The organism is Bradyrhizobium sp. USDA 3311 (genome assembly GCF_054062495.1).
This window is the reverse complement of the sequence record NZ_JBSSFI010000001.1, coordinates 6830885-6843635: the sequence shown is the minus strand read 5'-3', so window position 1 is coordinate 6843635 and position 12751 is coordinate 6830885. Positions and strand designations below refer to the sequence as shown.

Genomic DNA, 12751 nt, shown 5'->3' with positions numbered 1-12751 from the left:
AACAATCATGAGCGCGATCATCCGCAAGATCGTCACGGTCGTCGAAGAGACGCAAATGGAGATGGGCCGCCAGGTCTCGCCGCCGACCCGGCGCGCCGCGGCCATCGCCGTGATCGAAAATCCCTTTGCCGGACAATATGTCGAGGATCTCGCGCCGCTGATCGCGATCGGCGAGGAGCTTGGCGAACTGCTGTCGAAGCGCGCAGTCGCGGCGCTCGGGATCGACGGGGCGAAGGTGCAGAGCTACGGCAAGGCGGCGGCCGTCGGTGAGAATGGCGAGCTGGAGCATGCGGCCGCGATCCTTCATCCGAAGATGGGCGCGCCGGTGCGGAAGGTTCTGAGCAAGGGCGCAGCGCTGATCCCTTCGTCGAAGAAGCGCAGCGGCCCCGGCACGACGCTCGATATCCCCCTGGGTCACAAGGATGCGGCCTTCGTGCGCAGCCACTTCGACGGCATGGAAGTACAGATCAACGACGCGCCGCGCGCCAACGAGATCATGGTCGCGGTCGCCGTTACCGACAGCGGCCGTCCGCTGCCGCGTGTCGGCGGGCTGACGGTTGCGGAGATCAAGGGCGAGGACGGTCTGAGATAGAGTTTGAACCGGGGAGGCGGGCACTGCTTCCCCGACAAGATCACGCTGAAGACGTAGAGAGTTCAAAACTGGAGGTTGGGATGCGAGCGAGAAACTATTTTGTGGGCGCGGCCTTCGCGCTTCTGGCCGGCGGCATGGCTCATTCGGCCGTGGCACAGGACATCAAGATCGGCGAGATCAACAGCTACTCGCTGCTGCCGGCCTTCACAGAGCCCTATCGCAAGGGCTGGCAGCTCGCCGTGGAAGAGATCAACGCGGCCGGCGGCATCAACGGCAAGAAGCTCGTCGTCGTCTCCAAGGACGACGGCGGCAAGCCGGCGGATGCGCAGACTGCGGCCAACGAGCTGGTGTCGAGCGAGGGCGTCGCGATGCTGACGGGGACGTTCCTGTCGAACATCGGTCTGGCCGTCAGCGACTTCGCCAACCAGAAGAAGGTGTTTTTCCTCGCGGCCGAGCCGCTGACGGACGCCGTGACCTGGTCGAAGGGCAACAAGTACACCTTCCGCCTGCGGCCCTCGAACTACATGCAGGCCGCGATGCTGGTGGAAGCAGCCAGCAAGCTGCCGGCAAAGCGCTGGGCGACGATCGCGCCGAACTATGAGTACGGCCAGTCGGCAGTTGCCGTGTTCAAGAAGCTGATGTCGGAGAAGCGTCCCGACATCCAGTGGGTGGACGAGCAGTGGCCGCCGCAGGGCAAGATCGATGCGGGCCCGGTGGTGCAGGCGGTTGCCGCGGCCAATCCCGAGGCGATCCTCAACGTCACCTTCGGCGCCGACCTCGTGAAGCTCGTGCGCGAAGGCAACACCCGCGGCCTGTTCAAGGGGCGCGAGGTCGTGTCCTTCCTGACCGGCGAGCCCGAATATCTCGATCCGCTCAAGGACGAGACGCCGGAGGGCTGGATCGTCACCGGCTATCCCTGGTACTCGATCAAGACGCCCGAGCATGATGCGTTCCTGAAGGCCTACCAGGCCAAGTACAACGACTATCCGCGTCTCGGCTCGATCGTCGGCTACCAGACCATCAAGTCGGCGGCCGCGATCCTGGCAAAGGCCGGCTCGACCGATCCGGAGAAGCTGATTGCCGCGGCGGAGGGCCTGTCCATGCCGTCGCCGTTCGGTGAGATCACCTTCCGCAAGATCGACCACCAGTCGACCCTCGGCGCTTACGTTGGCAAGACCGCGCTGAAGGACGGCAAGGGCGTGATGGTGGACTCTTCTTACAAGAAGGGCGCGGACTATCTGCCCAGCGATGCCGAAGTCGAGAAGCTGCGGCCGAAGGACTGATCTCTTTCTTCTCCCTCGCCCCGCTTGCGGGGAGAGGGTCGGGGTGAGGGGGAGCCTCCGCGAGGGAGGTAACTATCGAGCTCGCGGAGACTCCCCCTCACCCGAATTGCTCCGCAATTCGACCTCTCCCCGCAAGCGGGGAGAGGTGAAGCAACACCTGAACCCGGACCGCCGATGGCCTTTTATGTCGTACAGTTTCTGACCGGTCTCGCCAGCGCAGCGTCGCTGTTCCTGGTGGCCTCGGGCCTGTCGATCATCTTTGGCGTGACGCGGATCGTGAATTTCGCGCATGGCGCCTTCTACATGATCGGCGCATACATCGCCTTCACGCTCACCGAGCGGCTTTCGGGCGCGTTCGGTTTCTGGGGCAGTATCGTCGCGGCCGCGCTGGCCGTGGCGCTGATCGGCGTCATCGTCGAGATGGTGCTGCTCCGCCGAATCTATCACGCGCCCGAATTATTCCAGCTGCTCGCGACCTTCGGCCTGACCCTGATGGTCGAGGACCTCGTCGTGCTGATCTGGGGGCCCGACGATCTCGTCGGCCGCCGCGCGCCGGGCTTCAAGGGCGCGATCGATTTCTTCGGCCAGAACATCCCGAGCTATGACCTGTTCCTGATCGGGCTCGGCCCGGTCGTGCTCGGCATTCTCTGGCTGCTGTTCCAGCGCACGCGCTGGGGCGTGCTGGTGCGCGCGGCAACGCAGGACCGCGACATGGTCGCGGCTCTCGGCGTCAATCAGAAATGGCTGTTCACGTCGGTGTTTGCGGTCGGCGTCTTCCTCGCCGCGCTCGGCGGCGCGCTCCAGATCCCGCGCGATGCCGTGCATCACGCGATGGATCTGCGCATCATCGTCGAGGTCTTCGTCGTGGTCGTGATCGGCGGTCTCGGCAGCATCGTCGGCGCCTTCGTCGCGGCGGTGCTGGTCTCCGAGCTCAACGCTTTCGGCATCCTGATCTTCCCGAAGATTTCCATCATCCTGGTCTTCCTGGTGATGGCGGTGGTGCTGATCGTCCGCCCCTGGGGCCTGTTCGGCAAGCCGGAGGCGCCGGCGCGCAGGACGCCGGGTCTCACCGTCAATCCCTGGCGCCCGCTGTCGTCGAACGAGCGGCTGGCCGCGCTGGCAACGCTCGTCATTGCCGCAACGCTGCCGCTGTTCGCCGGCAACTACGCGCTGACCGTCGGCTCGGAGATCGCGATCTTCGTGATCTTCGCCGTCAGCCTGCACTTCCTGATGTCGGTCGGGGGACTCGCGTCTTTCGGCCACGCCGCCTATTTCGGTCTCGGCGCCTACGGCATCGCCTTCCTCGCCAAGATGGCCGGACTGCCGATGATCGTCTGCCTGTTGCTCGGGCCGCTGCTCGGCTGCATGGGCGCCGCGGTGTTCGGCTTCTTTGCCGTGCAGCTCTCCGGCGTCTACTTTGCGATGCTGACGCTCGCCTTTGCGCAGATCGTCTGGTCGATCGCGTTCCAATGGGTGAGCGTCACCGGCGGCGACAACGGCATTCTGGGCGTCTGGCCGGAAAAATGGGCGGCGAGCCCGTCGCACTTCTATTGGCTGGCGCTCGGTGTCGCGGCGCTCGTCACGTTCGCGCTGCGGGCCATGGTGTTCTCGCCGTTCGGCTACGCGCTGCGGGCCACGCGCGACTCGCTCCTGCGCAGCGAAGCGATCGGTATCAACGCCAAGCGCATCCAGTGGACCGCCTTCGTGATCGCGGGCACGACCGCCGGCATCGGCGGCGCGCTGTTCGCCTATCTCAAGGGCAGCGTCTTCCCGGACAATCTCGGCATCTCGCTTTCGGTCGACGCGCTGGTCATGGTGCTGCTCGGCGGCGTCGAGACGGTGTCGGGCGCGGTGATCGGCGCCATCGTCTACAAGGCGCTCAACATCTGGCTGGTCAGCCAGACCGACCTGTCGAAGCTCGTGCTCGGCGGCTTCATCGTGCTGATCGTCGTCGTCTTCCCCAAGGGCATCGTCGGCATGCTGGAGATGCTGGCGCAGCGTCGCAGGAAGACATCGCCGCCGGGATCTCCCTTGCTTGCCAAGCCGATCGAGTCCGCCGAATGAGCGTCGCACCCCCACTTCTCGCGGTCGAAGGCCTGACCAAATCCTATGGCGGCATCCATGCCGTGCGCGGCGTCTCGTTCTCGCTGCGCGCCGGCGAGATCCTGGCGCTGATCGGCCCGAACGGCGCCGGCAAGAGCACCTGCTTCGACATGCTCAACGGCCAGAACAAGCCGGATTCCGGCCAGGTCCGCCTGCTTGGCGAAGAAACCACCGGCAAGAAGCCGCGCGAGATCTGGCGGCTCGGGGTGGGGCGTACCTTCCAGATCACCGCGACGTTCGCGACCATGACGGTGCGCGAGAACGTGCAGGTTGCGCTGATCTCGCACGGGAAGCAGCTGTTCAATCTCTGGGGCTCGGCGCCGAAGTTCGATCGTGGCGAAGCCGGCCGCTTGCTCGAGCTCGTCGGCATGAGCGGCTATGCGGATCGTCCCTGCGGCGAGCTCGCCTATGGCGACCTCAAGCGGCTCGAGCTTGCGGTCGCGCTCGCCAACCAGCCGAAACTCTTGCTGATGGACGAGCCGACCGCCGGCATGGCGCCGCGCGAGCGCGTCGATCTGATGAGGCTGACGGCTCAAATCGCGCGGGAGAAGTCGATCGGCGTGCTCTTCACCGAGCACGACATGGACGTGGTGTTCGAGCACGCCGACCGCATCATCGTGCTCAACCGCGGCACGCTGATCGCCGAGGGCTCGCCCGCCGAGGTGCGTGGCAACCCGCAGGTGCAGGCGGTCTATCTCGGCGAGGGGCTCGTCTACGATGCCCGCCATCGCGACGGAGCCTCGGCATGAAACTCACGGTGCAGGACCTCAACAGCCATTACGGCCCGGCGCATATCCTGTTCGACATCGGATTCGAGGTCGGCGAGGGCGAGGTGGTGGCGCTGCTGGGCCGCAACGGCGCCGGCAAGTCGACGACGTTCCGCTCGATCGTCGGCCTCGTGGCGCAGCGCTCGGGCCGCATCATGTTCGAGGGCAAGGACGTGTCGGTGCGGCCGACGCACGAGATCGTGCGCGAGGGGCTCGGCTACGTGCCGGAGGAGCGGCGAATCTTCACCGATCTGACGGTGGAGGAGAATCTCGAAGTCGGCCGGCAGCCGAAGCGCCCGAACGCGCCCTACTGGACGCGCGACAAGTTGTTCACGCTGTTTCCGAACCTCGGCGAGATGAAGAACCGCCCGGGCGGCCGCATGAGCGGCGGCGAGCAGCAGATGCTCACCATCGCGCGCACGCTGATGGGCAACCCGTCGCTGGTGCTGCTCGACGAGCCGTCGGAAGGCCTGTCGCCGAAGATCGTGGAACAGATGGTCGATGCCATCCTGACCATGAAGAAGGAGGGCGTCAGCATCGTCGTCTCCGAGCAGAATCTGCATTTCGCGCGGTTGATTTCCGACCGGGCCTATATCATCGAGCGCGGCCGCATCTGCTTCGGCGGCACCATGGCCGAGCTCGACGCGCGTCCGGACATCCGCGACGCGCATCTGTCGTTGTGACGGCAAAGGGAAGGTCGGGGAGCGGATGGCGAGAAGCGTTGCGGCGAAGAAGAGCGTCAAACCGGCAAAACCGCCTTACGTGCTCGACGAGCAGGTCGGCTTCATCCTGCGCCAGGTCTGGCAGCGCCACAGCTCGATCTTCTCCCGCGATATCGGGACCAATCTGACGCCGACGCAATGGGCGGCGCTGTCAAAGCTCGCCGAGACCGGGCCGTGCTCGCAGAACCAGCTGGGACGGCTGACCGCGATGGACGTCGCAACCATCAAGGGCGTGATCGACCGCCTGACGGCGCGCGGCCTGACTGAAACCAGCCAGGATCCCGAGGACGGGCGACGCCTGCTGGTGAGCCTGACGCGTGCCGGTCAGCAGCTAGCCGAGAAACTGGCGCCGAATGCGCTCGCCATCACCCGCGAGACGCTGGCGCCGCTCGACGCCAAGGAGCGCGAGATGCTGATGGCGCTGTTGAGCAAGTTGCGGTGAAATTGACTGTCATTCCGGGGCACGCGCGCCGCGCGTGAACCCGGAATCCGGAGATTGTTGCTCGAGATTCCTGGTTCGCGCTCTCGCGCGCCCCGGAATGACGGCAAGTGCCGTCACTTCGCCACCACTTCCGGCACCCGGCCGGCCGGCGGTGTGTTGCGGCTGCGCTGGGTGCGGACGATGCCGTCGATGATGGTCATGCCGATGCCGGGGAGGTCGCCGAGCTGGACGCTCTCCAGGATGTTCTTGCCCGGCGAGTGCTGTGCCTTGTCCATGATGACGAAATCCGCAGCGCGGCCGACCTCGATCAGGCCGCAATCGAGCTGCCGCATCCGCGCGGTGTTGCCGGTGGCGAGGCAGAAGGCGATCTCGGCCGGCAGCTCTCCGATCGAGGACAGCATCGAGACCATGCGCAAGATGCCGAGCGGCTGCACGCCGGAGCCGGCCGGCCCGTCGGTGCCGAGGATGACGCGGTGCAGGTCGCCCATTTCGCGCGCGATGCGCAGCGTATAGAGCGCCGAGCGCTCGTTGCCGTTATGAACGATCTCGAGCCCGCGCTTGCAGCCCTCGCAGATGCAGCGGATCTGGTCGTCGGGAAGGGCGGTGTGGCCGCCATTGATGTGGCCGACCACGTCGGTGTCGGCCTCCAGCACCACGTCCTTGTCGATCAGGCCGGAGCCGGGGATCGAGGGGCCTCCGGTGTGGATCGTGCTCTGGATGCCGTATTTGCGCGCCCAACCCACCATCTTGCGCGCAGTGGGTCCATCCTTGACGCCACCGAGGCCCACTTCGCCGAGCAGCTTGACGCCGGCGGCGGCCAATTCCTTGAAGTCTTCTTCGACCATCTCGCATTCGATGACCGGCGCACCGGCATGAACCTTCACGCCGCCCGGACGCAACGTCCAGAACGCGCGCTGGGCGAAGATCGCCATCGCCTTCAGCCCCACCACGTCGCGGGGGCGGCCCGGCATGTGCACTTCGCCTGCCGAGATCATGGTGGTGATGCCGCCATGGAGGGAGCTGTCGATCCAGTTGATCTGGTTCTGGCGCGGCGTCCAGTCGCCGGCGACGGGGTGGACATGGCTGTCGATCAGGCCGGGGGTCACCGTGGTGCCGTTGGCATCGACGATGGTGGTCGCGCCTTCCGTGTCGAGATCCTTGAAGCGGCCGATCGCGGTGATCTTGCCGTTCTCGGCGACGATGGTGTCGCCGTCCAGGATCGGCTTTTCCAGCGCGCCCGACAGGATCAGGCCGATATTGCGGATCACGAGCTTCGAGGGTCCGGCGGCCTGGGGTGCGTCATGCGCCATGGAAGGGGTCCTTTTCCTTAACTGCAACGCTGCCGATCTTGGGCAGCCTTGACCAAGGGATCAAGCCGGATTATTCATTAGTACACGAATGATCGTGTACAAACGACGCATAGCTGACCGCCTCGGAACCGCAACGTAGCGACACGGAAGGGTGAGATGAGCAATTTCAACCAGGAAAGCGTTTTGAGCGTCCACCATTGGACCGACACGCTGTTCTCCTTCAAGACCACCCGCAGCCCGACCTTCCGCTTTCGCAACGGTGAATTCACCATGATCGGGCTCAAGGTCGGCGAGAAGCCGCTGCTGCGGGCCTACAGCGTCGCCAGCGCCAATTACGAGGACACGCTGGAGTTCTTCTCGATCAAGGTGCCGGACGGCCCGCTGACCTCGCGGCTCCAGCACCTGAAGGAAGGCGACGAGATCATCGTCAGCCGCAAGGCCACCGGCACGCTGGTGATCGACAATCTGGAAGAGGGCCGCAACCTCTATTTGATCGGCACCGGCACGGGCCTCGCTCCGTTCCTGAGCGTGATCAAGGACCCCGAGACCTACGAGCGCTTCGAGAAGGTGGTGCTGCTGCACGGTTGCCGCCACGTCAAGGAACTCGCCTATGGCGAGATGATCACCGAGCATCTGCCGAAGGATGAGCTGCTCGGCGAGTACATCCAGAGCCAGCTTATCTACTACCCGACGGTGACCCGCGATCCCTTCCGCAACCGCGGCCGCATCACCGACCTCATCACCTCGGGCAAGCTGTTCAGCGATATCGGCCTGCCGGCGCTGGAGGCCGCGCACGACCGCGTCATGATCTGCGGCAGCCCGGCGCTGGTCGCTGACACCCGCGTGCTCCTGGGCGAGCGCGGCTTCATCGAGGGCAATCACGGCGAGCCGGCCCAGTTCGTGGTCGAAAAGGCGTTTGCCGAGCGCTAAACGCGGAATTCTTGCGCAATAAGACCGTATTTTCGCCGCGTGGCGCCCGTTGCGGCGCCGATTCGGCGCGCGATACACTGTGGGAACGAATCAGCGGAGTTCCCACATGGTTGCGGACAGCGACAGCAACATCGCCTGGCACCGGGTTCAGTTGAAGAAGAACCGCGCCGAGTTGAAGGCGCTCGAGACGGCGCGCTTCACGATGGGCGAGATCGCCTCGTCGAAGCGGAACGGCCAGACCCAGAAGGCGGTCGCGGAACTGAAGCGCAAGATCGCGCAGTCGGAACGCGCGATCGCCGATTACGACAAGCGCACGCGCCGTCCGCTTACCACCGATCTGCAAAGTCTCAGCAGCGGCAGCTGGAGCCATTGGGACGCCTACACCAATCAGCAGCAACGCAAGACCGGGCCGCGCTCGCCGGGCCGCGGATAGGCTCTGGTCGCGAGCATCGCGCTGGCGCAGCCAGCACCGGTTCCGGCCCTTGCACGTGGGCCCTCGCGCACCATCTGGTTGAGACGCCACCAACCAATCCGGTGATCCCATGGCACCGCGCCTCGATTTCACCAGCGAGGCCTTCTTTCGCGATCCGCCCGCGGCGATCGCGGCGCTGCGCGCCTCGGGCCCCGTGGTTGCGACGCGATTTCCTCTCGTCGGCGATGTCTGGATCACCACGACCCATGACGCCACCGCTGAGGTCCTGAAGGACGGCACCACCTTCACGCTGCGCAAGGAGGACGGCAAAGTCGCCGGCCTGCGCTGGTGGATGCCGAAGCTCGTCACCACCATCGCCAACAACATGCTGACCATGGACGAGCCCGATCACACGCGGCTGCGCAGCATCGTGGACGAGGCATTTCGCCGCCGCGCGATCGTGGCGATGGAGCCACGCATTCGCGCCATCGCCGACGGCTTGGCGAACGACCTGTTTGCCGATGGCAGCCCGGCCGACCTCGTCCAGTGCTACGCCCGCATCCTGCCGGTGTCGGTGATCTGCGAGCTGCTGGGCCTGCCTGCGGCCGATCGCCCGAGATTCATCGCCTGGGCCAACAAGATGTCGTCGCTGACGAATGTCGTCAGCTTCTTCCGCCTGCTGTTCGCGTTCCGCAAGATGCGCGCCTACCTCGAACAGCAGTTGCAGATCGCGCGCGTGCAGGGCGGCGAGGGCCTGATCGCCGAGCTGGTCCAGGTCGAGCGCGAGGGCGGCCAGATCACGCCGGACGAAATGGTGTCGATGGTGTTCCTGCTGCTCGCGGCAGGCTCGGAGACCACCACGCATCTGATCAGCGGTTCGGTCTACGAGCTGCTCAGGAATCCGGCCTTGCGCGACTGGCTGGAGGAGGATTGGAGCCGCATCTCACTCGCCGTCGAGGAATTCCTGCGCTTCGTCTCGCCCGTGCAGTTTTCCAAACCGCGCTATCTGCGGCGGGATGTCGAGCTTGCGGGCGTACGGCTGAAGAAGGGCGACCGAGTCATGGTCATGCTTGCCGCCGCCAACATGGACCCGGCCGTGCACGACCGCCCGGAGCGGCTCGACCTTACGCGCAAGCCGAACCGCCACATGTCGTTCGGAACGGGAATTCATTTCTGTCTCGGCCACCAGCTTGCGCGGATCGAAGCGACTTGCGCATTGCAGGCGCTGCTTGCGCGATGGCCGAAACTCGAGCTCGCCGTGGACCCCGCGCAAATCCACTGGCGCAAGCGGCCGGGTATGCGTGCGATCGCGCGATTGCCTGTCGTTGCCGGCGGGAACCGCAGGCCGAGCCGTGGTGCCGCCGCCGAGCCGTTGCTCGCGGACTGACGCAGCGCACGCCGTGCCGGGAACAATGGCGCGCATCATCTTGCGTGGAGTGCGAAACAATCTCCGTCGCGCAGGCGTTGCACCAATGCACGCAGCAGCAAGGGAGCAGTCCATGCCCAACGGCGGCAAGACGCATATCGGATCAGGCGCGCGCGGCAAGGGCGCGGGGACTGGCGCACTCACGGACATCGCAAAGGACAAGGTCGGCGACAACATGATCCTGTCGAACCGCGACAAGGCGCAACATTCCGACATTCGCGGCATGGACGGAAAGTTCATCCAGACGGAGCAGTACCAGGATCATTCGGCCAACCGGCTGCTCGACGACGAGGAGGCTGAAGACTAGGCGAGAGCCCCGAGCGGCAGCTTCAGGAGCCGGCCGATTTCTTCGGAGCGACGAGATCGCGCTCCCAGCCGAAGACGGAGCGGCCGTCGAGCTCGGGAGAGGCCGCGCGCTCGCCGGCGATGTAAGCCTCGACCGACGGTCCACGCGCGGTCCGCTCCAGCCGTCGCGCCTGGTCGTCGAGACGCCTGAGCGCCTGCATCTCTTCCTCGCGTCCGAGTTTTGCGTTCTGGATCGCGCCTTTCAGCACGCGGATGGTCTCGTCATAGACCTTGATCGGGACGGGGTAGGGGTGCCGGTCCTTGCCGCCATGAGCGAGCGAGAAACGGGCGGGATCGTTGAAGCGATAGGGGGCGCCGTGCACGACCTCGGCCACCATCGCCAGCGAACGCACCGTGCGAGCGCCGACGCCGGGCGTCAGCAACAGCTCCGGGAAGTCGACGGGGCCACGCTCGGCGGCCGCAGCCAGCGTGCCGTGCAGCCGCCGCGCGAACACGTCCTTGGGCCTGACATCGTGATGCGCGGGCATGATCAGGTGCGGCAGCATCGCCTGCGCCGGTTCGGGTGCGGCTCCGGTGAGCCGCTCGAATTCGGCGACGATGCGATCGGGACCGAGATCGCCGAGGAGTTCGAGCTGCGCGCTGCGCGAGATATCGGCGCGGTGGTCGGTGAGATTGACGATCTCGCCTTGCTGCGGCCCGTCGATCGCGCTGTGCGGCGCGTCGACGAAACTCTTCAAGGCCTCGGAATGCCAGTGATAGCGGCGGGCCTGCCGCTTGTCGCCGTTCATGCCCTGCTGCACCACCGTCCACTTGGCGTCGGCCGTGACGAAGAAGCCGTGGAGATAGAGGTCGAAGCCGTCCTGCACGGCCGCGCTGTCCACCTTCGCGACCAGCCGGCTGGCGCGGGTGAGCTTTACGCCGTCGAAGCCGACGCGCTCGCCGAGCTGCAACAGCTCGTCCGGCGTCTTGCGCGAATGCTGGCCTCGGCCACCGCAAACATAGATCCCGAGTTCGTCCTGCAGCGGGCCGAGCCCGCGCTTCAGCGCGCCGATCACGGAGGTGGTGATCCCCGAGGAGTGCCAGTCCATCCCCATTACGGCACCGAACGACTGGAACCAGAACGGATGCGACAGCCGCTGGAGAAATGCATCGCGGCCGTAATGATGCACGATCGCCTGCGTGACGATCGCGCCAAGCGAGGCCATGCGGCTCGCGAGCCACGGCGGAACCCGTCCGGTGTGGAGAGGAAGATCGGCGCTGCCGGTACGTCTGGTCATGGGTGCGGCAGACTAGCGCGATCCGGCGACCGTTGCACGAGGGGAATGCTGCATTGTGCTGCGCGACGAGGGAGACGTGACCATCCCTCTCCACAAGATGCGGGACGCTCAGCCGGGCCGGTATGCGCAATTGAATGCGTACGCGTTCTCCGATCAGGCGGCCTTGGCAACGGTTGCGCCAGGTTGCTTGTTCGATCGCGCTCGCGGCTTGCGCAGCTTCCGCCGCGCCCAGATCAGGAGGCCCGTTGAGAGCAGCGTTAGCAGTGCAATCGACGTCACGACGTTCAGAGGCGAAGCGATCAGGGCCGACCAGTTTCCCTCATGGATCAGGCGCGGCCAGTTGCGCGGCAGCGGTGTGACGCCCGATGAATTGACGGCATAGGCGCGCAGCTCCCCGTCCTCATAGATCCGCGCCATCATGCGACCGCCGCGCGCGCCGATCGAGATCACATGCGACAGCTCGTGCGAATCTGCGACCATGCGAACAGCGTCGGGCAAGGCAACGGGACGTCCGCCGCCGGCTGGAGCGGCGCCGCTCTGGAACGTCAGGCCGAACGCCATGCACAGGCCGGTCAGCGGGCTCAGCAGGATCAGCGGCAACGCAAACCATGCGGTGCCCTTGTGCCATCCGGACAGCGAATTGCGCAGGCGCGGCAGTCCCATGAGGAGGCCGAGCACCATCAGGGACACCATGGCGATGGTCGAGCTTGTCACCAGCCACGCCTGGCCGAGCAGCCGTTCATGCGTGACGCGGGCCCACAGGAAGAGATCGGGGAGGCTGGAGCCCGCGGCAGCGGGCTCGCCCGTTGCGAGATCGATCGCCGAGGTGCCGGCGCCTTGCAGCGTCATGCGCTGGCTCGCGGCATTGACCGAAAGCCCGCGCGCCTTGCTATCCGGATCATACCGTTTCACCAGCTCGACGATGCGCCCGGCGTCGATCGCCGGACCACTGATGCCACTGACTTGCACCAGCGGCTCGAAGGACAGAATCAGTCCGGTGGCGATGATCGCGAGCAGGGGCAGCGCGAAGACCAGCGTGATCCATCGATGCAGTGTCAACAATAGAGGTTTGTTCATTCTCGGTCTCCGGCGATCTCACGCTTTCGTCGCCCAGCGCAGCCAAGAAGACCAATGACGCTTTGTCCATGTTGCTGCGTTGATTTGCAGCAAACGGAGTAAGC

At 65.6% G+C, this 12751-nt stretch carries 13 protein-coding genes; 10 read left to right on the top strand and 3 right to left on the bottom strand.

From position 1 onward, the window contains the following. The first annotated feature begins 7 nt into the window (after positions 1-7). From ACVWW6_RS33055 to ACVWW6_RS33030, 6 genes are all read left to right on the top strand, one after another. A complete protein-coding gene (locus ACVWW6_RS33055) occupies positions 8-592 on the top strand; it encodes an amino acid synthesis family protein (protein WP_011086605.1) in 585 nt (194 codons plus the stop codon). Positions 593-672: 80 nt separating this feature from the next. Beyond that, the gene (locus ACVWW6_RS33050) at positions 673-1875 is read left to right on the top strand and encodes an ABC transporter substrate-binding protein (protein WP_271556445.1); all 1203 of its coding nucleotides are present in this window, start codon (positions 673-675) and stop codon (positions 1873-1875) included. Positions 1876-2049: 174 nt separating this feature from the next. Further along, entirely contained in the window at positions 2050-3939 is a 1890-nt protein-coding gene (locus ACVWW6_RS33045) for an ABC transporter permease (protein WP_456682133.1), read from the top strand. Further along, positions 3936-4727, top strand: coding sequence for an ABC transporter ATP-binding protein (locus ACVWW6_RS33040; RefSeq protein WP_028170890.1), 792 nt, complete (start codon positions 3936-3938; stop codon positions 4725-4727). Before ACVWW6_RS33045 ends, ACVWW6_RS33040 begins: the two co-directional genes overlap by 4 nt. Beyond that, on the top strand, positions 4724-5428 hold the full coding sequence (locus ACVWW6_RS33035; RefSeq protein WP_011086609.1) for an ABC transporter ATP-binding protein: 705 nt from the start codon (positions 4724-4726) through the stop codon (positions 5426-5428). The genes ACVWW6_RS33040 and ACVWW6_RS33035 overlap by 4 nt, the downstream gene beginning before the upstream one ends. A 25-nt stretch (positions 5429-5453) precedes the next feature. Beyond that, positions 5454-5909, top strand: a complete 456-nt coding sequence (locus tag ACVWW6_RS33030) for a MarR family winged helix-turn-helix transcriptional regulator (RefSeq protein WP_011086610.1) — start codon at positions 5454-5456, stop codon at positions 5907-5909. Positions 5910-6022: 113 nt separating this feature from the next. On the opposite strand, the gene ACVWW6_RS33025 is transcribed toward ACVWW6_RS33030, so the two are convergent. Then, entirely contained in the window at positions 6023-7219 is a 1197-nt protein-coding gene (locus ACVWW6_RS33025; protein WP_456682132.1) for an amidohydrolase family protein, read from the bottom strand. A gap of 156 nt (positions 7220-7375) precedes the next feature. Here ACVWW6_RS33025 and ACVWW6_RS33020 point away from each other — a divergent pair, with 156 nt between their 5' ends. From ACVWW6_RS33020 to ACVWW6_RS33005, 4 genes are all read left to right on the top strand, one after another. Continuing rightward, positions 7376-8149 carry a ferredoxin--NADP reductase gene (locus ACVWW6_RS33020; RefSeq protein WP_011086612.1) on the top strand — a complete coding sequence of 258 codons (774 nt, stop codon included), beginning with the start codon at positions 7376-7378 and terminating at the stop codon, positions 8147-8149. Between the two features lie 106 nt (positions 8150-8255). Continuing rightward, entirely contained in the window at positions 8256-8582 is a 327-nt protein-coding gene (locus tag ACVWW6_RS33015) for a hypothetical protein (RefSeq protein ID WP_028170891.1), read from the top strand. 109 nt (positions 8583-8691) lie between these two features. Next, positions 8692-9948 (top strand): cytochrome P450 family protein, encoded by a 1257-nt coding sequence (locus ACVWW6_RS33010; RefSeq protein ID WP_161535322.1) that lies wholly within the window; start codon positions 8692-8694, stop codon positions 9946-9948. Positions 9949-10060: 112 nt separating this feature from the next. Further along, positions 10061-10294, top strand: a complete 234-nt coding sequence (locus ACVWW6_RS33005; RefSeq protein ID WP_028170893.1) for a hypothetical protein — start codon at positions 10061-10063, stop codon at positions 10292-10294. Positions 10295-10316: 22 nt separating this feature from the next. Here the strand turns inward: ACVWW6_RS33005 and ACVWW6_RS33000 are convergent, their stop codons facing one another. Both ACVWW6_RS33000 and ACVWW6_RS32995 read right to left on the bottom strand, forming a co-directional pair. After that, positions 10317-11570: a DUF763 domain-containing protein gene (locus tag ACVWW6_RS33000; protein WP_161535321.1), complete on the bottom strand. Its 1254-nt coding sequence runs from the start codon at positions 11568-11570 to the stop codon at positions 10317-10319. Between the two features lie 153 nt (positions 11571-11723). After that, positions 11724-12647, bottom strand: a complete 924-nt coding sequence (locus ACVWW6_RS32995; protein WP_456682131.1) for a PepSY domain-containing protein — start codon at positions 12645-12647, stop codon at positions 11724-11726. Positions 12648-12751: the final 104 nt, after the last annotated feature.

Bases quoted from the DNA above. Each gene is read 5' to 3' on its own strand.
- ACVWW6_RS33010 (WP_161535322.1), top strand. From the start codon at position 8,692: ATGGCACCGCGCCTCGATTTCACCAGCGAGGCCTTCTTTCGCGATCCG.
- ACVWW6_RS33040 (WP_028170890.1), top strand. From the start codon at position 3,936: ATGAGCGTCGCACCCCCACTTCTCGCGGTCGAAGGCCTGACCAAATCC.
- ACVWW6_RS33055 (WP_011086605.1), top strand. From the start codon at position 8: ATGAGCGCGATCATCCGCAAGATCGTCACGGTCGTCGAAGAGACGCAA.
- ACVWW6_RS33045 (WP_456682133.1), top strand. From the start codon at position 2,050: ATGGCCTTTTATGTCGTACAGTTTCTGACCGGTCTCGCCAGCGCAGCG.
- ACVWW6_RS33020 (WP_011086612.1), top strand. From the start codon at position 7,376: ATGAGCAATTTCAACCAGGAAAGCGTTTTGAGCGTCCACCATTGGACC.
- ACVWW6_RS33015 (WP_028170891.1), top strand. From the start codon at position 8,256: ATGGTTGCGGACAGCGACAGCAACATCGCCTGGCACCGGGTTCAGTTG.
- ACVWW6_RS32995 (WP_456682131.1), bottom strand. From the start codon at position 12,647: ATGAACAAACCTCTATTGTTGACACTGCATCGATGGATCACGCTGGTC.
- ACVWW6_RS33035 (WP_011086609.1), top strand. From the start codon at position 4,724: ATGAAACTCACGGTGCAGGACCTCAACAGCCATTACGGCCCGGCGCAT.
- ACVWW6_RS33030 (WP_011086610.1), top strand. From the start codon at position 5,454: ATGGCGAGAAGCGTTGCGGCGAAGAAGAGCGTCAAACCGGCAAAACCG.
- ACVWW6_RS33000 (WP_161535321.1), bottom strand. From the start codon at position 11,570: ATGACCAGACGTACCGGCAGCGCCGATCTTCCTCTCCACACCGGACGG.
- ACVWW6_RS33050 (WP_271556445.1), top strand. From the start codon at position 673: ATGCGAGCGAGAAACTATTTTGTGGGCGCGGCCTTCGCGCTTCTGGCC.
- ACVWW6_RS33025 (WP_456682132.1), bottom strand. From the start codon at position 7,219: ATGGCGCATGACGCACCCCAGGCCGCCGGACCCTCGAAGCTCGTGATC.
- ACVWW6_RS33005 (WP_028170893.1), top strand. From the start codon at position 10,061: ATGCCCAACGGCGGCAAGACGCATATCGGATCAGGCGCGCGCGGCAAG.